Source organism: Bradyrhizobium sp. 138 (assembly GCF_023074075.1).
In the GTDB taxonomy this organism is placed as follows: domain Bacteria; phylum Pseudomonadota; class Alphaproteobacteria; order Rhizobiales; family Xanthobacteraceae; genus Bradyrhizobium.
The window spans coordinates 486,815-510,494 of record NZ_JADPKT010000022.1 but is presented as its reverse complement, the minus strand read 5'-3'; the positions used below and the strand labels follow the sequence as shown (position 1 = coordinate 510,494).

Sequence of the window (23,680 nt, the reverse complement as noted above, 5' to 3'; positions counted from 1 at the left end):
CCTCTGACGTAACGAGACACAAGATGCGCCGCACGCCACGCTTGATCGCAGCCGCTGTCCTGATCGCCTTCACCGGCGTCCTGGGCGGCTGCTCCAGCTTCGATCCAAGCGACTTGCTCGACTTCCTCGACACCAAGAAGAAGCTGCCGGGCGACCGCAAGCCGGTGTTCCCGGAAGGGGTGCCGGGCCTCGAGCAGGGCGTTCCGAAGGACCTGTACAAGGGCGCGCAGCAGCAGCCCGATCCGAATGCGCCCGCTGTCGCGGCTCTGCCTGCGGAGCCGCCGCCCGAACCGGCCGAGCCGGCGAAGGGTGCCAAGGCGAAGCACACGAGGCAGCCGGCCGCCGCAGCCGTCGCGCCGGCTGAAGCGCCTGCCGGCGAAGTCGACGGTGAGGCCCAGCCGGAGGCCGCGCCGCCCACGGCCGCTCCGCCGCCCAAGCACAAGATCGTCCGCAAGCGCACCACCGCGCCGCCGCCGGATCAGCCGGTCCAGCAGGCGCAACCGACCCAGACCACCCAGCAGCAGTCGCAGGGTGCTTTCCCCGCGCCGCTGCCGAGTGGCAGCTTCTCGCGCTAATTTTTCCATTACATTGACAGGCGCTGCCTCCGCAGCGCACGAATGACCGATGTCCTTCACGATCGCCATCATCGGCCGGCCCAATGTCGGCAAATCGACGCTGTTCAACCGCCTGGTCGGACAGAAGCTCGCGCTCGTCGATGATTTGCCGGGCGTCACCCGCGACCGTCGTGAAGGCGAGGCCAGGCTCGGCGATCTCGAATTCACCATCATCGATACCGCCGGCCTCGACGAGGGCGCCAAGGGCTCGCTGACCGCGCGCATGCAGGAGCAGACCGAGACCGCGATCGCGCAGGCCGACGCGCTGTTCTTCGTCATCGATGCCCGCATCGGTCTCACGCCGACCGATCGCGCCTTCGCCGATTTCGCCCGCAAGGCCAACAAGCCGGTGCTGCTGGTCGCCAACAAGAGCGAGGGCAAGCACGGCGATGCCGGCGCGATGGAGGCGTTTGCTCTCGGCCTCGGCGATCCCATCCAGATCTCGGCCGAGCACGGCGAGGGCATGGGCGAGCTCTACGATGAACTCGCCAAGCTGATGCCGGAGCCCGTCGACGAAGACGAGACCGAGGACGACGCGCCGCTCTCGGAGGAAGAGGCCGCGACGCGCCCGATCCGGGTTGCCATCGTCGGCCGTCCCAACGCCGGCAAGTCGACGCTGATCAACTATCTGCTCGGCGAGGATCGTCTGCTGACGAGCCCGGAGGCCGGCACCACGCGCGATTCCATCGCGGTCGAGATCAACTGGAAGGGCCGCGATTTTCGCGTGTTCGACACCGCGGGGCTGCGCCGGCGTTCGCGCATCGAGGAGAAGCTGGAAAAGCTCTCGGTCGCCGACGCGCTCCGCGCGGTGCGCTTTGCCGAAGTCGTCGTGCTGATGATGGACACGCAGAACCGCTTCGAGGAGCAGGATCTGCGCATCGCCGATCTGATCGAGCGCGAGGGCCGGGCAGTCGTGCTCGCCGTCAACAAATGGGATCTGATGGAGACCAAGGGCGGCGGCGCGATCTCGGGTCTGCGCCGCGACGCCGACCATTGGCTGCCGCAGGTCAAGGGTGTGCCGATCGTCGCGGTGTCAGGTCTGATGGGCGAGGGCATCGACCGCCTGATGCTGGCGATCCAGGACGCCTATGCGGTCTGGAACAGGCGCGTGCCGACCTCGGCGCTCAATCGCTGGTTCGAGCAGGCGGTCCAGGCCAATCCGCCGCCCGCGGTGTCCGGCCGCAGGCTGAAGCTGAATTATATCACGCAGAACAAGGCGCGCCCGCCGAGCTTCGTACTGTTCTGCTCGCGCGCCGATGCGGTGCCGCAGTCCTACTTGCGCTACCTCACCAATTCCATGCGCGAGACCTTTGAATTGCCGGGGACGCCGGTGCGCATCGCCCTCCGCGAGAAGGCCAATCCCTTCGCGCACAAGCGCAAGCGGCCGTCGTGAGCGAGGGCGCCGGCGAGGCAACGGCGCAAGGCGCTGTGCCGGCGAGGCGCGGTGCGGTCGCCTTCATCTTCGTCACCATCCTGCTCGACATGCTCGCGCTCGGCGTCATCATGCCGATCCTGCCGAAGCTGATCGAGAGTTTCGTCGATAACGACACCGCGCACGCAGCCCGCATCTTCGGCCTGTTCGGCACTGCCTGGGCGCTGATGCAGTTCGTATTCTCGCCGCTGCTCGGCGCGCTGTCGGATCGCTTCGGGCGCCGGCCGGTGGTGCTGCTATCGAATTTCGGGCTCGCGGCCGACTACGTGCTGATGGCGCTGGCGCCGTCGCTGGTCTGGCTGTTCATCGGCCGCGTCATCTCCGGCATTACCTCGGCGAGCATCTCGACGGCGTTTGCCTACATCTCGGATATCACGCCGCCGGAGCGGCGCGCGGCGGTCTTCGGCAGGATTGGCGCGGCCTTCGGTGCCGGCTTCATCCTGGGCCCGGCACTCGGCGGCCTGCTCGGCGACATCGATCCGCGCCTGCCGTTCTGGGCGTCGGCAGTCCTCAGCTTCGCCAATGCGCTCTATGGGCTCTTCGTCCTGCCGGAATCGCTGGCGCCCGACAAGCGCGCGCCGTTCCGCTGGCGAAGTGCCAGTCCGCTCGGCGCGCTCCGCCTGCTGCGCTCCAACGCGGTGCTGGCCGCCTTGTCGGTCGTCAACTTCATCGCGCAGGTCGCCCATGTCGTGCTGCCCTCGACCTTCGTGCTCTATGCGACCTATCGCTACGGCTGGGATTCCAAGACCGTGGGATTGACGCTGGCCATGGTCGGCATCTGCGCCATGGTGGTGCAGGGGCTCGCGATCGGGCCGATCGTGCGCGCACTCGGCGAACGGAATGCGCTGCTGCTCGGCCTGTGTTGTGGCGCGCTCGGCTTCGTGGTCCTGGGCGCCGCGCCAACCGGGCCGCTGTCCTGGATCGGGATTCCGATTCTGGCGCTGTGGGGCATTTCGGGTGCCGCGTCGCAAGCGCTGATGACGCGGCTGGTTGCGCCGGATCAGCAGGGCCAGCTGCAGGGTGCGACGGCGAGCGTGCAGAGCGTGTCGCAGCTCGTCGGCCCGTTCCTGTTCACGCTGACCTTTTCCTATTTCATCGGCGCCAGCGCGCCGCTGCATCTGCCCGGCGCGCCGTTCCTGCTCGCGGCGGCGTTGATGGTGGCCTGCGTGGCGATCGCGGTGCGCTCGCTGGGTGGGATCAAGACGGTTTCGTAAGTCTCGTAGGGTGGGTTAGCCCTGCGATTGCGCGAAGCGCGATCTCAGGGCGTAACCCACCTCTTTGATTTCTGCGGAGACAGTCGTGGTGGGTTACGCCATGCGGACTTCGCTTCGCTCAGCCGCAGGGCTAACCCACCCTACGCTTCTTACTTCTTCACCAGCGGGCAATCGCTGTCCTTGAGCGGCTTGGCCGCGTCTTCCGGTGCGATGGTGGCGACCAGTTTGTAATAATCCCACGGTCCCTTCGACTCCTCGGGCTTCTTCACCTCGAACAGATAGGCCGGGATCAGGCGGCGGCCGTCCTCGCGCAGCGGGCCCTTGCCGAACAGCGGGTCGTCGGTCGGCAGCTCCTTCATCTTGGCGACGACTTTGGCGCCATCATGCGGATTGCTGCCGAGCGCGTCCATCGCCTTCAGGTAATGCAGGATCTCGGCATAGAGGCCGGCAACGGTCATCGAGGGCATCGAGCCCTTGGGCGAGACCTTCTGGAAGCGCTTCGACCATTCGCGGGTCTGGTCGTTGAGGTCCCAATAGAACGACTCGGTGAACGTCAGGCCCTGCGCGGTCTTCAGGCCGAGCGAGTGCACGTCGTTGATGAACAGCAGCAGCGCGGCGAGCTTCTGACCGCCCTGGACGATGCCGAACTCGGCCGCCTGCTTGATGGCGTTGGTGGTGTCGCCGCCCGCATTGGCGAGGCCGATGATCTTAGCCTTCGACGATTGCGCCTGGAGCAGGAAGGAGGAAAAGTCCGCCGTGTTCAGCGGGTGCTTGACGCCGCCGAGCACCTTGCCGCCCGTGGCCGTGACGACCGCGCTGGTGTCGCGCTCCAGCGCATGGCCGAAGGCATAATCCGCGGTGAGGAAGAACCAGCTGTCGCCGCCCGCCTTGGTCAGCGCCTTGCCGGTGCCGTTGGCGAGCATGTAGGTGTCGTAGGTGAAGGAGACGGTGTTGGGCGTGCAGGCCTTGCCGGTGAGGTCAGCGGTGGCCGCGCCCGAATTGAGCAGCACCGAGTTCTTTTCCTTGACGAGGTTGCTCACCGCAAGCGCAACGCCGGAGCTCGGCGTGTCGGCGATGGCGTCGACCTTGTCGGAGTCGATCCATTGCCGGGCGATGTTGACACCGATGTCGGGCTTGTTCTGGTGATCGCCGGAGAGGACCTCGATGGTCCAGCCCTTGGCCTTCAGACCGGAATCTTCGACCGCCATTTTCACGGCTGCGACCGAGTTCGGGCCGCCGATGTCGGCATAGAGGCTCGACATGTCGTTGAGCACGCCGATCTTGACGGTCTTGTCCTGCGCGAAAGCAGATGTGGCAAAACCGAAGGCGGCACAGGCCAGAAGGGCCGCGGAGCGGCGTGCGAACGTCGTCGTCATGAAAAGTTTCCTCCATTGTCAAATATGCGGACGGCTCTCTGCGGAGCCTTGTTCCATCTGATGGCTCTAGCCTGTCCCACGGCTGCCCGCAATGCACCTAAAGCCGGATGGCGCTGCGTCGTAGCGTCATCGCTCGGTTAACTTTTGGGCAACATGCGTCAAGACGCTATTTGAGTGCGTCCGATGTCAGCTTGAATGTTCTGAATGCGCTTTCCGGTCAATCAGGCCGGCGCGCGGAAGCTCATCAGGCTGCGGGTCTTGTAGTCGTAGAACTTGCCGGTCTCGGTCCAATCAGGCGCGCACATCGGCACGATGAGTTCGGCGACCTGTTCGGGTGTATCGAGCGTCGCCGGGTCTTCGCCCGGCATCAGTGTGGCGCGCATGCGGGTGCGGACCGGCCCCGGATTGAACAGATTGACGCGCAGCTTCGTGTTCGCGGTCTCCTGTGCCCAGGCACGGGCCAGCGTCTCCAGCGCGGCCTTGGACGCCGCGTAGGGGCTGACATAGGCGGTCGCCTTGTTGGCGGCGCCCGAGGTGATGAACAGGGCGCGCCCCGCGTCGGATTGCTTGAGCAGGGGCTCCATGCAGCGGATCAGCTGGAAGTTCGCGGAGACATTGACGGCCATCACGTCGTTGAAGGTCTTGAGCTCGATATGGCCGACCGGCGAGGAGGGGCCGAGCACGCCGGCATTGCCGACGAGGATGTCGAGCTTGCCGTAGCGCTCGTGCAGGCCGGCCCCTAACCGTGCGATGCCGTCGGAATCGGTGAGGTTGAGCGGCACCAGGGTGGCGCTGCCACCGAGTTTGCGGATCTCGTCGTCGAGTTCCTCGAGCCCGCCCTGCGTGCGCGCCACCGCCACGATATGCGCCCCGGCCTTCGCCAGCGCGAGGGCGGTGGCATGGCCGATGCCGCGCGAGGCGCCGGTGACGAGAGCGATGCGGTCGGCAAGAAGTTTTGTCATGGCGGGGTTTTACAGCCGTGGATGGTTGGGACAAGCCCCCGCGACTGTCATTCCGGGGCGATGCGAAGCATCGAACCCGGAATCCAGGGCTTGCAAAACGACGTCGAGATTCTCAGGTGCGCAAGTGCGCACCTTCGTTCGCGCTTTGCGCGCCCCGGAATGACAGTCGAGCCGTCAGCTCGCTTCCGCCAGCAGCGACAATTGCCGCGGCTGCTGCTCGGTCTGGGTCTGGTCGGTGAGGTGGGTCGGATACGCCCCGGTAAAACAATGATCCGAGAATTTCGGATTGGCGGGGTCGCGGCCGGGCTCGCCCATGGCGCGGTACATGCCGTCGATCGACAGGAAGGCGAGCGAGTCGGCGCCGATGATCTCGCGCATCTCCTCCAGCGAATGCGTCGCCGCAAGAAGACCGCCGCGGTCGGGCAGGTCGATGCCGTAATAATCCGGGTAGAGGATCGGCGGCGAGGCGAGGCGGAAGTGCACTTCCTTGGCGCCGGCATCGCGCATCATGCGCACGATCTTCTTCGAGGTGGTGCCGCGCACCAGCGAGTCGTCGATCAGGATGATGCGCTTGCCTTCGATCGCGGCGCGGTTGGCCGAGTGCTTCATGCGCACGCCGGATTCGCGGATCGCCTGCGTCGGCTGGATGAAGGTGCGGCCGACATAATGGTTGCGGATGATGCCGAGCTCGAACGGCACGCCGGAATGCTGGCTGTAGCCGACCGCGGCAGGCACGCCGGAATCCGGCACCGGCACGACGACGTCGATCGGCACGTGGCTCTCGCGCGCGAGCTGGGCACCGAAGGCCTTGCGCACCTCGTAGACCGAGCGGCCGTGCACGACGGAATCCGGACGGGCGAAATAGATGTATTCGAAGATGCAGGGACGCGGCGCCATCGGCGGGAACGGCTTGTGGATGTCCTGGCCGTTCTCGTCGAACACGATGACTTCACCCGGCTCGATGTCGCGGATGAAGCGCGCGCCGATGATGTCGAGCGCGCAGGTCTCCGAGGTCAGGATTGGGCAGCCGTCGAGCTCGCCGAGCACCAAGGGGCGGATGCCGCGCGGATCGCGCGCGCCGACCAGCTTCTTGTTGGTCAGCGAGACCAGCGCGTAGGCGCCTTCGATCTCGCGCAGCGCATCGACATAGCGCTCGATGAAGCGGCTGCGCCTGGAGCGCGCGACCAGATGCAGGATCACCTCGGTGTCGGTGGTCGACTGCATCATCGCGCCGCTCTTCACGAGCTCGCGGCGCAGCGTCAGGCCGTTGGTGAGGTTGCCGTTATGGGCGACGGCAAGGCCGCCGGCATTGAGCTCGGCGAACAGCGGCTGCACGTTGCGCAGGATGGTGGCGCCGGTGGTGGAATAGCGGACATGGCCGACGGCCATGTTGCCGGGCAGGCGGTCGATCACCTCGCGGCGGGAGAAGGTGTCGCCGACGAGGCCGAGCCGGCGTTCACTGTGAAAACGGCTGCCGTCGTAGGAGACGATGCCGGCGGCTTCCTGGCCGCGGTGCTGAAGGGCATGCAGGCCGAGCGCGGTGATGGCGGCGGCGTCGGGGTGACCGTGGATGCCGAAGACGCCGCATTCCTCGCGAAGCGTATCCCCCTCCAGATCGTCCTGAACCTCCAGCGCGGCCGGGCCCGGACCTGCGTTCGGATCGAGATCAAGTTGGGCGTCCTGGTCAGGGTGTCGCATCTCGTCCACGCCTCCTTTTAGGGGCAATCAACGCGCCGCAGGTTTCTCGATCAGTTTCTTCAAACTGTCACGAGCAGGTTTACTGTATCCGTCGCCACTGCCCGAAGGCTGCTGCTCGGAATCAGCTTGATCATCATCTGGTTTGTTTTTCTTGAATCTCTTCAAGATGGTGTTCTCGGGGTCATCCGGCAAGAGCGACTTCAGCCAATCACCGGTCGAATCGAGCACGGTTCGGGACTTTGCCCCGCGGACCCAATCCGGCTGCTGCTTGTCGGGAACCAGCCAGATGAAGAACTGGTAGGCGACAACCACGATCAAAAGGCCGCGAGCGAGGCCGAACAGGAAACCCAGGGTGCGATCCAGCGCGCCGATGCGCGAATCCAGGATCATGTCGGAGATCCGGACCGTGATCACGGAGACCACGATAAGGGTGCCGACGAATACGCCGGCGATCACGACCACGGTCGCGACTGTGTCGTTATTGAAGTAGGTCTTTGCGGTCGGCAGCAGTTTCGAGAATGAGTACAATGTCACGATCGCCGCGGCACCCCAGGCCGCGATCGACAGGATTTCGCGCATGAAGCCGCGGACCAAGGCAAGCAGGCCCGAAATCAGCATCACACCGAGCAGGATCAGGTCGAGGATGGTAACTGGCATCGGCTGGTCTGGTCCGCTCGTACTTCAAAGGTGCTTGGCGAATCGGTGTTGGGCCGCTGCCTTAAAAGAGGGGCAGACGGCGTTCCCGGCAAGGCCGCAACCACGCAATCCCATGCTGCTTTTGTGACGGCTGTATAGCGGCGGGGGCCTCCGGCGTCACCTCCACCTAACCCTCTCCACGGCGGAATCTTGCCGGTGTGGCATTTTTCTCTGCCGGCGCGTTCGATTCGCCCCGGCGGGAGCCGCGGGCCGCGATCTCGGCCACCAATGTCGTCAGGCTGTTGACCGCATTCAGCGACAATCCGGCATCGCCGCCGGTCTCACCGCGGGCCGATTCGGGCAGCACGGCGCGCTGAAAGCCGAGTTTTGCCGCTTCCTTCAGCCGGGCCGGGGTCTGTGCCACCGGACGCACCACGCCGGACAGCGAGATCTCGCCGAAATAGACCGCATCGGTCGGCAATTGCGCATTAACCAAGGACGACACCAGCGCCGCCGCGGCGGCAAGGTCCGCCGCCGGCTCGTTGATGCGCAGGCCGCCGGCGACGTTCAGATAGACGTCGTGGCCGGACAGCTTGACCCCGCAATGGGCCTCCAGCACCGCCAGGACCATCGACAGCCGGCTCGGATCCCAGCCGACCACCGCGCGCCTGGGCGTACCGAGCGAGGTCGGCGCCACCAGCGCCTGCAATTCGACCAGAACGGGCCGCGTGCCTTCGATACCCGCGAAGACTGCGGTGCCGGGCGTGCCGAGATCGCGCTCGGACAGGAACAGCTCCGAGGGGTTGGTGACTTCGCGCAGGCCGAGGCCGGTCATCTCGAACACGCCGATCTCGTCGGTCGGGCCGAACCGGTTCTTCACGGCGCGCAGGATGCGGAATTGCTGCGAGCCTTCGCCCTCGAACGACATCACGGCGTCGACCATGTGCTCGACCACGCGGGGGCCTGCGATCTGGCCGTCCTTGGTGACGTGGCCGACCAGGATGATGGCCGCGCCCGTCTTCTTGGCAAAACGGATCAGTGCCTGCGCCGAGGCGCGCACCTGCGTCACCGTGCCGGGCGCCGATTCCACCGTGTCGGTCCACATGGTCTGGATCGAATCGATCACGATCAGCCGGGGCACCGCGCCCTCCGACAGCGTCGAGACGATGTCCTCGACCGACGTTTCAGCCGCGAGCTGCACCGGTGCGTCCGACAGGCCGAGCCGTTCGGCGCGCAGGCGCACCTGCGCGACCGCCTCTTCGCCGGAGATGTAGACGACGCGGTGGCCGGCGCGTGCCAAGAGGCTGGTCGCCTGCGTCAGCAGCGTCGATTTGCCGATGCCGGGATCGCCGCCCACCAGCAGCACCGAACCGCGCACGAAGCCGCCGCCGGTGACGCGGTCGAGCTCGCTCAACCCTGACGACAGGCGCGGCGCATCCGGGCTCTTTCCGGCGAGGCTCTCCAAAGCAAACGTCCGGCCCTTGCGCCTGGAGCGGATCGACACCGGCACGCTGCCGCTGGTGTCTTCTTCAGCGAGCGTATTCCACTCGCCGCAGGACTCGCACTTGCCCTGCCAGCGGTTATAGGCCGCGCCGCAGTTCTGGCAGACGAAGGAAAGGGTGTTCTTGGCCATGGGGCGTCAATCATGCTCAGGGGGAGTGCGTCGCGTTCCATAGCATGGAGAGCCCGGCCGCGACCATGATCGCGTCCATCACCAGGCGGAAGGTTTCCGGCTTGAGGTGCAGTACGAAGCGCTTCGCGATGAAGGCGCCCGACATCAGCGAGGAACCCGCGACCAGGCCCTTGATGAAAACGTCGCCGGTCAGGGCGCCGAAACGTTCGAAGGTCACGGACTTCGCGAAGTAGAGACCGAGCGACGAGGCCGCTTCGGTTGCGAGGAAGGCGCCCTTGCTGAGCCCGTAGAACAGGAACAGCGGCACGCTGAGCGGGCCGGTCGAGACCACGATGCCGGTGAGATAGCCGATGACGGCGCCGCCGACCGCGAGGTGCCAGAGATTGGCCTTGAGGTCGTGCCGCGCCAGCCAGTGCCGCACCGGCACCATCGCGATCAGGAAGACGCCGATGGAGATATCGACGGCATGCGCAGGCAGCGCCAGCAGCGTCCGCGCGCCCAGCGCAGCCGCCGGAATGCCCGTCACCGAATAGGCCGCGCAGGCCCACCAGTCGACCTCGCGCCACCAGGCCAGGATGCGCGAAAAATTCGCCATCACGGAAGCCACCGCCATGATCGGCACCGCTTCCTTCGGTCCATAGGCATAGACCAGCACCGGCATCAGCATGATCGACGAGCCTGTGCCGACGATGCCTGAGATGGTGCCGGCGATGAGGCCGACGGCGAGGACGAAGAGCAAGGCCAAGGCAGTCTCCACGAATCGGGAGAGTTTAGCCGTGGCCAGCGATGCGGGCGATCCGCGCTGCGTGGTGCTTGCCGCGCCGGGAGAAGATAGACGCGCTGGGCGTCGCCTTGAAACGTCAGTGAAAATCTCCTAATTGTTCGCTGTGCTGCACGGCCTTTTTCAACGCCTTCGCCATATCGCCAGAACAACCATGTTCCTGGCGATTTCGGCCTTTGTACTTCAAGGCACCCTGATTTCGGTGTCTCAGGCGGAAGCTGCCCTGGGTGCCATGCCGGAGCCGGCCGTCGCGTTGAGCGGTTCCGTGCATTTTCATGATCTGCTCGCGGGTCACGTTCACTCGCATGGCGGCGACAATGCCGAAGGCCATGTTCACGACGCGCCGGACCACGATGATGATGGTGGTCCAAACCTGACCTGGAGCATATTTGGCACCTCGATCGCGTCGCCCGAATGGGCCGTTCTGGCAAGCCTGTTCGCCTTGCTTGGTCCTGTCGAATTGCCGGCCGTGCGGGCCATCGACGGCATCAGGCCCGAAGGTCTGATCCGGCCACCGAGTACCCTCAGCATCGCGTAATTCGGGCGGCCTTCCGGCCGCCGCCGTTTCGCATGTCTGAAGGGATTTTCCATGTTGACGATACAGTGCTGCCCGAAAGGGCGGCTCGCGCGGCTTGGCCTGGCGGTCCTCGCATGCCTGGCGAGCTTGATGCTTGGCTGCGCCCGCTCCAGCGCACATGAGGGGCACGACCACGGAGAGGCCGACAAGGCTCCCGTGGTGTCATCCGCTTATCCGAGGGTCGCTGCGCGATCCGAGCTTTACGAGATCGTCGGGATCCTCAGGGACAACCAGCTTTCGATCTACCTTGACGATGCCGTCACCAACGAGCCGGTCTCGGATGCCACCTTGCAGGTGACAATCGGCGATTCCGCCGCCGTCGAAGCCTCGAAAGCAGGACGCGGTTTCTACACATTTGCCATGCCTGGGCGGCCAGCCGGATCGGTGGAAATCATCTTCTCGGTGTCCGCCCAAAAGGGCGACGATCTCCTGGTGGACTCACTGGCCGCGCCGCAGCCGGCCAGTCCGCCTCGAGCGTATGAGCATGGCTGGCTTTCCTCCAGTCGTCTCGTGACAGCGTTTGCCGTTGCTGCTGCCGGCTTTGGTCTGCTTTTGGGCTATTCACTACGGTCGGGCCGCAGAATTGCGGCGACAGTCTCGGCGGTGGTGTCGGCCATAGCAGTTGTTCTCGCCGCGGCGTCGTTTGACGAAGGTCAGACCGGTGCGAACTCTGCTGGTCCACCCGAACCACCGGCGCTGAGCGATGCGCCGAGGCGCCTGCAAGACGGCTCCGCCTTCGCCGCCAAATCCACTCAGCGGTTGCTTGATGTCCGCACTGCGGTGGCCGAACTGCAGACGATCCGCCCCGCCGTCAACCTGATCGGCCGCGTCATCGCCGATCCAAACCGCAGCAGCATCGTGCAAAGCATCTATGGCGGCCGCGTCGTTCCAAATGGCGGCGCGATACCGCGCATCGGGCAAACGGTCGCGAAAGGCGACGTTCTCATCCAGATCGAGCCGCATTTACCGGTCGCGGACCGCACGACGATTCTCGAAAAGGTCGGCGAGATCGAACAGTTGATGGCAATCACCGAGAACAAGCTCCGCCGCCTGCGGCCATTGGCAGAGCGCGGTGCGGTGCCGCAGGGGCAAGTCAACGACCTCGAAAGCGAGCTGGAAGGGCTGCGGGCGCGCCGCGAAACCGTTCGCAACTCCCGCACCGGCTTTGAGGAGTTGCGCGCATCCACCGATGGCATCATCACCGCGGCCAAGGTCGTGCCGGGGCAGGTGATTCAGCCGCAGGACATTCTCTTCCAGATCGCCGACCCCGGGAGCCTGTGGGTTGAAGCGCTGGCCTATGAGGACATCGGGCTGAAGGCTCCCGACGCGGCGACGGTGATCACGCCCAACGGACAGACGATTGCGCTGTCTTATGTCGGAACGAGCCGCGCATTGCGGCAGCATGCGTCCGTCGTTCAGTTCGCCATTCCGGAGCCGCCGGCAGGTCTCAACATCGGCCAACCGCTGAACGTGATGCTTCAGAGCGGCGCGTCCGTCTCCGGCCTGATCTTTCCACGCGACGCTGTCGCGCGAAGCAGCAACGGGGAGAACATTGTCTGGCTGCACACGGCCGCCGAGCGTTTCGAGCCACACCCGATACGGGTTCTTCCGGTGGACGCCGCACGCGTGATGATTGTATCCGGCCTCAGCGGAGGTGAGCGTATTGTCGTCCGCGGCACCGACCTCATCAACCAGATCCGGTAGGAGCCGCGCATGTTCAAGCTCATCGTCACGGCGAGCCTGCGAAATCGCCTGTTCGTGCTGGCGGCTGCTGCCGTGCTTGTCGGCTATGGCCTGCTTGTCCTGCCGAGCATTTCCGTCGACGTTCTGCCCGACATCAACCGTCCGACCGTCAATATTCTGACCGAGGCCGAAGGACTGGCGCCTCAGGAGGTCGAACAGCTTGTGACGTTTCCGATCGAAACGTCGATGAACGGCATGCCTGGTGTCATTCGTGTCCGGTCGGTCTCGGGCGTCGGACTCTCAATCGTCTATGTCGAGTTCGACTGGGGGGTGGACGTCTACCGCGCCCGACAGTTCGTTTCAGAACGGCTGGCGCTGATCCGCGAGCAACTGCCGTCCTCCGTCAATCCGCAGATGGGGCCGGTGACGTCGATCATGGGTGAAATCATGCTGATCGCGCTGACCAGCGACGGCAGAGCTTCCCCCATGGAAGTTCGCGAGATCGCAGACTTCGTCGTCCGCCCGCAATTGCTTGCCATTCCGGGAGTGGCTCAGGTCATTCCGATCGGTGGAGAAGTTCGACAGTACCGGGTCAGCCCGAACATCGCGACCATGCAGGCCCTCGGCATCACCCATGACCAGATCGAGCAGGCGGTGGCCAGATTCGGCACCAACAGCGGTGGCGGGTTCGTGGACCAGCACGGCCGCGAATATCTGATCCGCAACGTCGGCCTCACCAAGCAAATCGAGGACCTCGGCAACACCGTCGTTGCGACACAGGATAGGCAGCCGATCCTGTTGAAGCAGGTCGCAAAGGTGGATTTTGCCGCGCGCACCAAGCGGGGTGACGCCGGCTACAATGGGAAGCCGGCAGTCATCGTCAGCGTGATGAAGCAACCGGCGGCGGACACGGTCGCCTTGACCCGGAATATCGAGACGACGCTCGCCGATCTGCAACGTACCATGCGAGCAGGGATCAGCGTCACCAACGTTCAATTCCGTCAGGCCACCTTCATCGAGACGTCGATCCATAATGTCCAGCGGGTTCTGGTCGAGGCGGCCGTTGTTGTCGCGGTGGTTCTCTTCATTTTTTTGATGAATGGACGGGCCGCGTTCGTCTCGCTCACAGCCATTCCGCTATCGATCCTCGTCACCGCCCTGGTATTCCGCGCCTTCGGCCTCACGATCAACACGATGACCCTCGGCGGCCTTGCCATCGCCATTGGCGAGCTGGTCGACGATGCCGTGGTGGATGTCGAGAACATCCTGCGGCGCCTGCGGGAGAATGCCGCTTCAGCCGCGCCGCGGCCTGTTCTCGAAGTGATCGCTCAAGCGAGCCAGGAAGTCCGCTCCGGTATCATCTATGCGACGATGATCATCGTCCTCGTCTTCGTGCCATTGTTCGCACTTCCAGGAATCGAAGGCCGGCTGTTCACGCCACTCGGCATTGCCTATGTGGTGTCGATACTCGCATCGCTGCTAACCTCGGTAACGGTAACGCCTGTCTTGTCCTACTATCTGCTTTCCGGGCGAGCTCATTCAGGCGAGAGCGAAAGTGCCGTCGTGCGTGGGTTGAAGCAGGCGTACCAACGCCTGCTTGGCTGGGCATTCGCGCGGCGCGGACTTGTGCTCGGCTCGGTCGCGGCAGCGGTCGTGATGGCCTTCTACGCGGCAAGCCTCATGCCACGCAGTTTTCTACCGCCCTTCAACGAAGGGACGCTTGTTCTGTCGCTGCAATACAATCCTGGCATTTCGCTCGCTGAATCGCACCGGCTCGGATTGCTGGCCGAGCAATTGATTGCAAAGGTGCCGGAAGTGAAATCCGTCGGCCGCCGCACCGGCCGCGCGGAGCTCGATGAACACGCCGAGGGCGTCCATTACAGCGAAATGGATGTCGATCTCGTTCGGTCGAAGCGTGAGAAGGCGGACATCTACGCGGACATGCGCGAAGCTCTATCGGGGTTGCCGGCGTCGGTTGCTATCGGGCAGCCCATCAGTCACCGGCTCGATCATCTTCAATCGGGTATCCGCGCCCAGATCGTGCTCAAGATCTACGGGCAGGACATTGAGATGCTACGACGGCTGGCCGAAACGTCGCGCCAGCGCCTCTCGACGATTCCGGGGCTGGTCGATCTTCAGGTCGAGAAGCAGGTCCTCATTCCCCAGGTGCGGGTCCAGGTCGATCATGCCCGCGCCGCTCTTCATGGCTTGACGCCGGCCGCGATCACACAGGCGCTCGATACGCTGTCGAACGGCCGAAAGGTCTCCCAGATCGTGGACGGCAATCGCCGCTTCGACGTCGTGATGCGCCTTTCGGAGCAGGACCGATCGACGACTGGACTGCAGCACCTTCTCATCCCGACCGGCCTTGAATTCGTGCCGCTGAGCGTGCTGGCCGAGGTCGTCGAGACCGATGGTCCGAACCAGATCCAGCGCGAGGGGACTCAACGCAGAATCGTGATCTATGGCAATGGTGACGGTCGCCGCGACATCGCCGCCATTGCCGCCGATATCCAAAGAGCCGTTTCGCAGCTGGATTTCCCGCAGGGCTACACCACCAGTCTCGAGGGTGCATTCAAGGCGCAGCAGGAGGCCTCCTGGCGCATCGGCATCCTGTCGCTCGCATCGTTGACAATGATCTTCATCGTTCTCTACAGCCGGTACCGATCATTAGCCTTGGCGTTCATCATCATGGGCGGCATTCCCTTGGCCCTGATCGGCAGCGTGGCTGGTCTAAAGATCGCTGGTCAGCCATTGTCGGTTGCGTCGATGATCGGCTTCATCACCCTTGCGGGCATCTCCGCGCGCAACGGCATTCTGAAGATCTCCCACTACATCAATCTGGCCATCCACGAAGGCGAGCGTTTCGGGACTGGCCTGATCGTCCGGGGCAGCATGGAACGCCTCAGCCCCGTCTTGATGACTGCACTTTGCGCCGGACTTGCGCTGACCCCGCTCCTGATCGGCGCGGACGAACCGGGCCGCGAAATCCTGCACCCGGTCGCCGTTACGATCTTCGGCGGTCTGCTGAGCACCACGGCACTCGATGCCCTCGTGACCCCCATCCTGTTTCTGATGCTCGGCAAGAAACCGCTGGACCGCTTGCTGGCAGAACGCGCTGCAATGCTCACCCCCGCGGAAGCCTACTGATTCCGCACCAACCGCCAAAGGAAACCAACGATGCGAAAATACATCTTCCCGGCCGTTGTCACCTTGATCGCCGCCATGCCCCAACTTGCTGCTGCACAGACGAAGGGCAGCAATGGCGGTCCGGTCGTCAAGTCGCAAGGGCATCCGATCGAGTTTGTGCGGAAGGGCCTGGATGTCGTTTTCTATGTGGGAGACGACGACGGCTCGCCGCTTTCGACAAAGGACATGCGCGGACGCGCGACAATTCAAGACGGCGGCAAGACGGTGACAGTTCCGCTTGTCCCCGCCAGTCCGAACTTGATGACCGGGAAGCTTCAAGCGGAACCTTCGTCAAAAGCGATCGTCGTCTTCTCGGGAAGCCTGCACGGGCACTCACTGACCGCGAGGTATGCAGGGGAATAGCGGTGCCGCAGGGCCCACATTGGGCAAGGCTGGTTCCTCGCTGCTGGCAAGATGCTGACAGCAGGCGAATGCGCGCCTGCTCGACGATTTCGATCTGGATGCGGTGCCTGTGACCGTCATCGACGGCAGGAATTTGTGGTGAGGGTCACCGTAACACCACCCATGCCGGCGCGTGATCGCTGGCGCCGTCCTCGCCGCGGATAGTTTTGTCGACGCCGGCTTTGACCAGACGCGGGGCGAGGGCAGGGCTGAGCAGGAGATGATCGAGCCGCAGGCCCGCATCGCGCGGCCAGCGGTTTCGCTTGTAGTCCCAGAAGGTGTAGATGCGCTTGCCCGGATGCAACTCGCGGATCGCATCGCACCAGCCTTGTTCAACGAGTGAGGCAAAGGCCGCGCGGCTCTTCGGCTGGATCAGGGCATCCTTGTCCCATGAGCGCGTCGGATAGATGTCGATCTCCGTGGGCGCGACGTTGTAGTCGCCGGCGAGCACGACCGGCAGGTCCTGCTTGATGAAAGTTTTGGCGTGGCGCCTGAGGCGTGCGAACCAGTCGAGCTTGTAGTCGAATTTCGGTCCCGGCTGCGGGTTGCCGTTGGGCAGATAGATGCTGGTGACGATGATGCCGCGCACGGCGGCCTCGATGTAGCGGACTTCGTGATCGTCGGGTTTTCCAGGCAAGCGGTCGCGGGTGAGAATGGGCTCGGCCTTGCGGGCGAGGATGGCGACGCCGTTCCAGGTCTTTTGTCCACACCACACCGCGCCATAACCGGCCTTTCCGATCGCGGCCGCCGGAAATTCGCCATCACTTGCCTTCAATTCCTGAAGTGCGACGACATCGGGCTTTGCCGCGCGCAGCCATGCCAACAGATTGGGCAGGCGGCGGTTGATGTTGTTGATGTTGAATGTCGCGATCTTCATGTAGAGCTGCCGGCTCCTGCCGCCCCATACCGGAGACACAATGTCCAAGTTGAACTTTGCCGTGATCGTCGTCGCTGTCGCGTTCTCCGGGGCCACTTCGGCACAGTCAGCCGAAACGCGCGGCGCGTGCAAGGCGGACTATGACAAATTCTGCGCCGGCATCGCGCCGGGTGGCGGCATCGTCGCCTGCCTCAACGCCAAGCGCGACCAGCTCAGCGCGACCTGCAAGACGGCGCTGGATAGCAGGAAGAAGAAGTAAGCTAGCCAGCCTTGTGTCCCGGACAAGCCGCAACGCGAAGCGATGCGGCGCAGAGCCGGGACCCAGCGGTTCAATCTGGAAAGATGGGCCCCGGCTCTGCAGCGCACTACGCCGCGAAGCGCGGCGCATTGCGCAGCGTCCGGGGCACACGCATCCCCCCTGGCGGCTAGCCCGGCAGCGGCGGCGGGGCCGCTGGCTGTTCGATCGGCGGCGGTGAGGGCGGCTGCCCGGCCGCTTGCGCGGGCTCCGGCTTTGCCAGCGGCTCCTCCACATTGCCGCCCTTGTAGACGCGCGCATAGCGGTGGCCGAGGCTGGTCAGCACCTCATAGCCGATGGTGCCGAAATGATGCGCGAGCTCGTCGACGGTGATGCCCTCGCCGAGCAGCGTCACCATATGGCCGCGCCGCGCCGCATTCGGCGGCAGGTCGGTGATGTCGATCGCGATGAGATCCATCGAGATGCGGCCTGCGACGGGGCAGCGCTTGCCGGCGACGATGACCTCGGCGCCGCGGGTGCCGTCATTGGAGCTGGCGGCGCGGAAATAGCCGTCGGCATAACCGACTGCGATGATCGCGAGTTTCGTCGGCCGCCGCGCGGTCCAGGTGCCGCCATAGCCGACGCTCTCGCCGCGCTCGATGGTGCGGGTCTGCACGATGCGTGCCTTGAGGTCGACCACCGGCTGCATCGGATTGTCGGCCTCCGGCGTCGGGTTGACGCCGTAGAGCGCAGCCCCCGGCCGCACCAGGTCGAACTGGAACGGCGCGCCGAGGAAGATGCCGGAGGAATTGGCGAGCGCCGCCGGCACGCCGGAGAATTCGCTGGCGATAGCGCGGAAGGAAGCCAGCTGCTTGGCGTTCACCGGGCTGTTGAGCTGCTCGGCCGCGACCAGATGGCTCATCACCAGTGTGATGCCGTGATCGCCGGCGTTGATGCGGGGGATGATGGCCTGCGCTTCGGAGAGCGTGAGGCCGAGCCGGTTCATGCCGGTGTCGATGTGAACCGCCGCGCCCCCGGTCCAGCCGGTGCGGCGGCAGAACACGTCCCACTCGGCGAGCTCGTTGAGATCGCCGATCACCGGCCGGCAATTGATCTTGGCGTAGTGCTCGCCGGTGTTCTGGAAATAGCCGCCGAGCACGTAGATCGTGGGCTCCGGGACGGCTGCGCGCACCTTGCGCGCCTCCTCGATGGTGGCGACGAAAAAAGTCTTGCAGCCGGCCTTGCTCAGCGCACGCGCGACCTCGGCGGCGCCGCAGCCATAGGCGTCGGCCTTGATCACTGCCGCGCATTCGGCCGGCACCGCCGTCTTCTCGAGCTTGCGCCAATTGGCAATGATGGCGTCGAGATCGACGGTCAAGACGCCGCCATAGGCTGCGAGCGCGGCAGCCTGATTGGCCTCCGCGGAGAGTAGGCCGGATTGCGGGTTCATTTTCGGGTCGGACGCCATTGTCATGGCGCCGTTTTACGCAAGAGACAGATACTGTTCAAGGAACTCAGTAGTCGTTGCCGCTGCGAGCCGGCAGCTGACTATCAGGCGCAAGGTCGCCGAACCGCGTGACCGAGGCTTCGAACGCCAAATCGACCGTGCCGGTCGGGCCGTGGCGCTGCTTGCCGATGATGACCTCGGCTTTTCCGTGCGCAAGACTCATGTCAAGCTGCCACTTCTCGTGTTCAGGCGTGCCTGGGCGGGGCTCCTTCATCGCGAGGTAATATTCCTCGCGGTAAACGAACAGCACGACGTCGGCGTCCTGCTCGATTGATCCGGATTCACGCAGGTCCGATAGCTGCGGCCGTTTGTCGTCACGCGATTCGACCTGACGCGAGAGCTGCGACAGCGCGATGACGGGAACGTTGAGCTCCTTGGCCAGCGCCTTCAGGCTGGTCGTGATCTCAGTGATTTCCTGCACGCGATTATCGCTCCGCTTGCCCGAGCCCGAGAGCAGCTGGATGTAGTCGATCACGAGCAGGTCGAGGCCCTTCTGGCGCTTCAGCCGGCGCGCCCGCGCCATCAACTGCGCGATCGACAGGCCGCCGGTGGCGTCGACATAGAACGGCAGCGACTGCAGCTCGATCGAGACCTCCCGGATCTTCTCGAAATCGGCTTCCGAGATGCCGCCGCGGCGGATGTGGGAGGAGGGAACACCGGTGCGCTCGGCCACGATACGCGTGGCGAGCTGGTCGGCCGACATTTCGCAGGAGAAGAAGCCGATCACGCCGCCATTGGCGGCCTTCGTGGTACCGTCGGCCTGGAGTTCCGGCACATAGGCTTGCGCAACGTTGTAGGCGATGTTGGTCGCAAGCGAGGTCTTGCCCATGCCGGGACGGCCCGCGACGATGATGAGGTCGGAGTGCTGCAGGCCGCCCATCTTGGTGTCGAGGTCGCGCATGCCCGTCGAGATGCCCGACAGCTTGCCGTCGCGCTGGAACGCCTTGGCAGCGAGATCGACCGCGACCGCCAGTGCCTGCGAGAATTTCTGGAAGCCGCCGTCATAGCGGCCGGATTCGGCGAGCTCGTAAAGCTTGCGCTCGGCGTCCTCGATCTGTGCCCGCGGCTGGAAGTCAACCGGCGCGTCATAGGCGACATTGACCATGTCCTCGCCGATGCCGATCAGATCGCGCCGCAGCGACAGGTCGTAGACGGTGCGGCCGTAGTCCTGGGCGTTGATGATGGTGGTCGCTTCGGCGGCGAGCCGCGCAAGATACTGCCCGATGGTCATGCCGCCGATATCGGTATCGGCGGGCAGGAACGTCTTCAGCGTGACGGGCGTCGCGATCTTGCCCATCCGGATCAGGCTGCCGGCGGTCTCGAAGATGGTCTGGTGCAGCGGCTCGAAGAAATGCTTCGCCTCCAGGAAGTCGGAGACGCGGTAGAAGGCGTCGTTATTGACCAGGATCGCGCCCAGCAGGCTCTGTTCCGCCTCGATATTGTGCGGCGCGCTCCGATAGGCGGGGGTTCCGGCGTCGGGCGCAAGTTTGAGAACGTTCGAATCAGTCAGGGCCATGGTCGGACGTGCTTAGCAATTTTCTTGGGCGGATGCGGGGCCGGGATAAAGCGCCGCCTCGGTGCAAAGCGGAAGCGAAAGCTGACCGCTATCAACCGCTCAGTTAAAATGGTGGATGATTGGCAGTCGCACCACGCAGCGCGCTTGACGGATTTTCGCGGAACCGGGCCGGCCTGGAAGCGGCCCCGACCGCGCCATGGAAAAATCCTGAAGCCATGAACCTAATGGGATTGGCGCGCAGACGTACCGGAGAGGGCGCGCGAATTGACGCAACCCTGGGAGCTTTCGGCTCGGATTCAGACCAGCAGGAGGTAGACCAGCGCGACCAGAGCTGCCCCGACGCCGGTGACGATCAGGGCGTAATCGGTGCGGAGGTCGTCCTGCACGTCGAATGAGGTTTGGGTCTCTTTGCTCATGGCGACGGTCTAGGCCAGGGCCGACCAGACTTATGTGAAGTGGATCACATCTTCCCGGATTCTTTCGGGGGTATGACCGGAACAGGTGGACGGGCAGGGAATTGTCTCCCGCGGTCCGCCAACAGGGAAACGAGGCAAGCGATGCGGCCAGAACGGCAGCACCAGATTTGGCGAAGCGAGGCAGGTAGCCGGCTTTGGCTGTCGGGGTTGATTGCGGCCATGGAGCACGCCGAGCGGCCCGACGTGCGTCGCCAGCCTGTCGCCCCCGAAATCCTGGTCGAACTGCGGGCGCAATTGGCGTTAACGGCGCTTGTCCGGTCCTCCCAGATGTCGACCCTGCGTCACTAAAGCATGATCCGGAAAACTGCGGTTTTCCGGAAAGATCATGCTCAAACAACAATCTAAAGCGCGATGGCGATTCATCCCGATCGGATCGCGCTTTAATTAGGGTCTATTCACCAGCCAATTTCAGCCTCGGCCGGGTCGTGCCCTCGCGAGCCCGCAGCCGGGCTTCTTCACGCGGCATGTAGTCGCGGGTCAACGGCACCACGCCCTGGCGACGGGTGAGCTGGATCTGGAAGTTCATCATGTCCTGCTTGCGGAATGTCATCTCGCAGGCCGCGAGATAAAATTCCCACATCAAGGCGAAGCGCTCGTCATAGAGCTGCACGGCCTCCTCGCGCCGCGCCATGAAGCGCTCCCGCCAGGCCTTCAGCGTCTCGGCATAGTGCAGGCGCAGGATCTCGATGTCGCAGACCAAGAGGCCCGCGCGCTCGATCGCCGGCAGCACCTCCGACAGAGCGGGGATGTAGCCGCCGGGGAAGATGTATTTGGCGATCCAGGGATTGGTCGAGTCAGGGCCCTGCGAACGGCCGATCGAATGCAGTAGCATGACGCCGTCCTTGCTCAGCAGCTCGGCGCAGCGCTGGAAGTAGGTGTCATAGAAGCGGGCGCCGACATGCTCGAACATGCCGACCGAGACGATACGGTCGAACGGGCCTTCGATGTCGCGATAGTCCTGGAACAGGAATCTGGCCGCGCCGGTCAGGCCTTTTTCGGCGGCGCGCGTATTGGCGATCTGCAACTGCTCGGTCGAGAGCGTGATGCCGGTGACGTCGGCGCCGGCGATCTCGGCGAGATAGAGCCCGAGCCCGCCCCAGCCCGAGCCGATGTCGAGCACGCGCTGGCCGTTTCCAATGAGCAGCTTGGCGGCGATGTGCCGCTTCTTGGCAAGCTGCGCATCGTCGAGCGTCGCGTCCTGCGTCTCGAAATAGGCGCAGCTGTACTGCTTGTCGGCGTCCAGGAAGAGCGAATAGAGCCGGGCGTCGAGATCGTAGTGATGTGCGACGTTGTGGCGGGAGCGCGAGCGCGGATTGAACTGCTGCAGGTGCCGCTTCAGGTAGCGCAGATGCCACCAGGGTTTTGCCCACTGCGGCAACAGGTCGGATTGATCGAGCAGGATCGCGAGGGCATCGGCTATGGTGCCGCGTTCGACCACGAACTCGCCGTCCATATAGGCCTCGCCAAGCCCGAGCTCGGGATTGACGAGGATCTTCCGCTCGGCGTCCGCGGTCACGAAGCGCACCGCGACCGGGACGCCGGAGCCGTCGCCGACGGTAAATTTCGCCCCGCTCGCGCTGGTCACCGTCATCGACCCGCGCCGGATGAATTGAGACAGGAATCTACGCAACAAACGGTCCATCGACATGTCCTCTCGAGCGAACCCGAAAGATGCGACTAACCCGGCCTTCACATCTGACGCCCAGGCGCCGCAGCGGTTCCTATGCGTTTGCATGTAAATCTAGGGAGCGGGATCCGATCCCGCCATTGCGTTGTGTTCACAGCCGATATTCGAAAAACGCTTAATCACATCCTTGCGCGTGGAGGCTGCTTCCATTCGCGGCTCAATCGGATAAAAGGTGACCCGCCGCCGCGCCGGAGGCCGGCTGCACCCCTCGGAATTCAATGGAGATGATGGGAAATGTCGAGCCGAGCGCTCAGCCTCGCGACGGTATTGCTTCTGATCGGCTTCGGCGCGGCCGATACCGTTTTTGCGCAGGCGACCAACCTCGAGGCCGGCAAGACCCCGTCTCAGCTTTTCGCGCAGACCTGCAACGCCTGTCACAAGAGCCCGCGCGGACTTCTGAAGTCCGTCGCGCCGGGTTCGCTGCCGGGCTTCCTGCGCCAGCACTACACCACGAGCTCGGACATGGCGGGCATCCTCGCCTCCTATCTCGTCTCCAACGGCGCCACCGACACCCGCTACCAGGCCAAGGACGGCAAGAAGGACGGCGCCAAGGAGAAGGAAGCGAACACCAACCCTGAGCATCAGGGCCGCCGCCCGCGTGAAGCCAAGCCCGAGGGCGAGGCTGCTGCTCCCGCTGCGGAAGGGGCGCGTCAGAAGCGCGCCGCACGGCCGGCCGAGGAGGGCGCGAGGCCTGAGGGGCAGGCTGCACCCGAGGGACGCAAGGGCAAGCGCCGCGCCAAGCCCGGGACGGAGGAAGCCCCGAAGGTCGATGCCGCAGCGCCGGCGAACGAAGACAAGAAGAGCGAACCGAAGGCCGAGACGGCCAGGCCCGAGAGCCCGAAGGCCGATCCTGACAGCGGCAAGGCCTCCGAGAAGCCTGCCGAGCCCAAACCGGACAGCAGCGCCAAGGTCGAGCCGCGCAGCAGCGAGACACCGGCACTACGGCCCGATCCGGTCCCGCAGGTGACGCCGGCAGCTCCAGCTGCCGCCGAGCCGGCCGCGCCGAAGCCGGTGGAAGAGGCGGCTCCCAAGCCTGCGGCCAGCTCGGAACCGGGCCCGGCGCCCAAGCCGCAGGAACAGGCGCCGCCAGCCCAGTCGTCCGGGCCTCCGGCGCCACCGATCTCGCGCTGATCACCCTATTGTCCGCTCAACCTACGGAGGCCGCGTCCAGCGCGGCTTCCGTAT

19 protein-coding genes are annotated in these 23,680 nt (G+C 64.6%); 9 read left to right on the top strand and 10 right to left on the bottom strand.

The genetic code is table 11. The features are described from left to right. Positions 1-23: 23 nt before the first annotated feature. Genes IVA79_RS14175 through IVA79_RS14165 form a run of 3 tightly spaced genes read left to right on the top strand, consistent with a single transcriptional unit; the run spans position 24 to position 3,260 of the window. A complete protein-coding gene (locus IVA79_RS14175; protein WP_247553706.1) occupies positions 24-575 on the top strand; it encodes a hypothetical protein in 552 nt (183 codons plus the stop codon). 49 nt (positions 576-624) lie between these two features. Next, positions 625-2,007, top strand: coding sequence for a ribosome biogenesis GTPase Der (der, locus tag IVA79_RS14170; RefSeq protein WP_247553704.1), 1,383 nt, complete (start codon positions 625-627; stop codon positions 2,005-2,007). Then, the gene (locus tag IVA79_RS14165; protein WP_247553702.1) at positions 2,004-3,260 is read left to right on the top strand and encodes a TCR/Tet family MFS transporter; all 1,257 of its coding nucleotides are present in this window, start codon (positions 2,004-2,006) and stop codon (positions 3,258-3,260) included. The genes der and IVA79_RS14165 overlap by 4 nt, the downstream gene beginning before the upstream one ends. A gap of 149 nt (positions 3,261-3,409) precedes the next feature. Here IVA79_RS14165 and IVA79_RS14160 read toward each other — a convergent pair whose 3' ends face one another. The 6 genes from IVA79_RS14160 to IVA79_RS14135 all read right to left on the bottom strand — a co-directional run bounded on the left by IVA79_RS14160 (position 3,410) and on the right by IVA79_RS14135 (position 10,310). After that, positions 3,410-4,636: an ABC transporter substrate-binding protein gene (locus IVA79_RS14160; RefSeq protein WP_247553700.1), complete on the bottom strand. Its 1,227-nt coding sequence runs from the start codon at positions 4,634-4,636 to the stop codon at positions 3,410-3,412. 221 nt (positions 4,637-4,857) lie between these two features. Continuing rightward, the gene (locus tag IVA79_RS14155) at positions 4,858-5,598 is read right to left on the bottom strand and encodes an SDR family NAD(P)-dependent oxidoreductase (RefSeq protein WP_247553698.1); all 741 of its coding nucleotides are present in this window, start codon (positions 5,596-5,598) and stop codon (positions 4,858-4,860) included. Between the two features lie 174 nt (positions 5,599-5,772). Continuing rightward, positions 5,773-7,296 (bottom strand): amidophosphoribosyltransferase, encoded by a 1,524-nt coding sequence (gene purF / locus IVA79_RS14150; RefSeq protein WP_247553696.1) that lies wholly within the window; start codon positions 7,294-7,296, stop codon positions 5,773-5,775. Between the two features lie 27 nt (positions 7,297-7,323). Continuing rightward, positions 7,324-7,953, bottom strand: coding sequence for a CvpA family protein (locus IVA79_RS14145; RefSeq protein WP_247553694.1), 630 nt, complete (start codon positions 7,951-7,953; stop codon positions 7,324-7,326). Positions 7,954-8,119: 166 nt separating this feature from the next. Further along, positions 8,120-9,565, bottom strand: coding sequence for a DNA repair protein RadA (radA, locus tag IVA79_RS14140; RefSeq protein ID WP_247553692.1), 1,446 nt, complete (start codon positions 9,563-9,565; stop codon positions 8,120-8,122). A 16-nt stretch (positions 9,566-9,581) separates the two neighbouring features. Beyond that, positions 9,582-10,310 (bottom strand): sulfite exporter TauE/SafE family protein, encoded by a 729-nt coding sequence (locus IVA79_RS14135; RefSeq protein ID WP_247553690.1) that lies wholly within the window; start codon positions 10,308-10,310, stop codon positions 9,582-9,584. 142 nt (positions 10,311-10,452) lie between these two features. On the opposite strand from IVA79_RS14135, the gene IVA79_RS14130 reads away from it, so the two are divergent. From IVA79_RS14130 to IVA79_RS14115, 4 genes are read left to right on the top strand one after another with little or no spacing between them, the layout of a single operon-like run. After that, a complete protein-coding gene (locus IVA79_RS14130; RefSeq protein WP_247553770.1) occupies positions 10,453-10,884 on the top strand; it encodes a hypothetical protein in 432 nt (143 codons plus the stop codon). Positions 10,885-10,935: 51 nt separating this feature from the next. Beyond that, positions 10,936-12,627 carry an HlyD family efflux transporter periplasmic adaptor subunit gene (locus tag IVA79_RS14125; protein ID WP_247553688.1) on the top strand — a complete coding sequence of 564 codons (1,692 nt, stop codon included), beginning with the start codon at positions 10,936-10,938 and terminating at the stop codon, positions 12,625-12,627. Between the two features lie 9 nt (positions 12,628-12,636). After that, complete coding sequence (locus IVA79_RS14120; RefSeq protein ID WP_247553687.1) at positions 12,637-15,756, top strand: efflux RND transporter permease subunit; 3,120 nt, start codon at positions 12,637-12,639, stop codon at positions 15,754-15,756. Between the two features lie 30 nt (positions 15,757-15,786). Further along, positions 15,787-16,158, top strand: a complete 372-nt coding sequence (locus IVA79_RS14115) for a hypothetical protein (RefSeq protein ID WP_247553686.1) — start codon at positions 15,787-15,789, stop codon at positions 16,156-16,158. 145 nt (positions 16,159-16,303) lie between these two features. Here the strand turns inward: IVA79_RS14115 and IVA79_RS14110 are convergent, their stop codons facing one another. Then, complete coding sequence (locus IVA79_RS14110) at positions 16,304-17,074, bottom strand: exodeoxyribonuclease III (protein WP_247553685.1); 771 nt, start codon at positions 17,072-17,074, stop codon at positions 16,304-16,306. A 40-nt stretch (positions 17,075-17,114) separates the two neighbouring features. Here IVA79_RS14110 and IVA79_RS14105 point away from each other — a divergent pair, with 40 nt between their 5' ends. Beyond that, a complete protein-coding gene (locus IVA79_RS14105) occupies positions 17,115-17,333 on the top strand; it encodes a cysteine rich repeat-containing protein (RefSeq protein ID WP_247553684.1) in 219 nt (72 codons plus the stop codon). Positions 17,334-17,499: 166 nt separating this feature from the next. On the opposite strand, the gene alr is transcribed toward IVA79_RS14105, so the two are convergent. The 3 genes from alr to IVA79_RS14090 all read right to left on the bottom strand — a co-directional run bounded on the left by alr (position 17,500) and on the right by IVA79_RS14090 (position 22,450). Further along, the gene (alr, locus tag IVA79_RS14100) at positions 17,500-18,777 is read right to left on the bottom strand and encodes an alanine racemase (RefSeq protein WP_247553769.1); all 1,278 of its coding nucleotides are present in this window, start codon (positions 18,775-18,777) and stop codon (positions 17,500-17,502) included. A 46-nt stretch (positions 18,778-18,823) separates the two neighbouring features. Then, positions 18,824-20,332: a replicative DNA helicase gene (locus IVA79_RS14095; RefSeq protein WP_247553683.1), complete on the bottom strand. Its 1,509-nt coding sequence runs from the start codon at positions 20,330-20,332 to the stop codon at positions 18,824-18,826. A gap of 867 nt (positions 20,333-21,199) precedes the next feature. After that, positions 21,200-22,450 carry a cyclopropane-fatty-acyl-phospholipid synthase family protein gene (locus IVA79_RS14090; protein WP_247553682.1) on the bottom strand — a complete coding sequence of 417 codons (1,251 nt, stop codon included), beginning with the start codon at positions 22,448-22,450 and terminating at the stop codon, positions 21,200-21,202. A gap of 279 nt (positions 22,451-22,729) precedes the next feature. On the opposite strand from IVA79_RS14090, the gene IVA79_RS14085 reads away from it, so the two are divergent. Next, positions 22,730-23,626 carry a hypothetical protein gene (locus IVA79_RS14085; protein WP_247553681.1) on the top strand — a complete coding sequence of 299 codons (897 nt, stop codon included), beginning with the start codon at positions 22,730-22,732 and terminating at the stop codon, positions 23,624-23,626. The last annotated feature ends 54 nt before the right edge of the window (positions 23,627-23,680 follow it).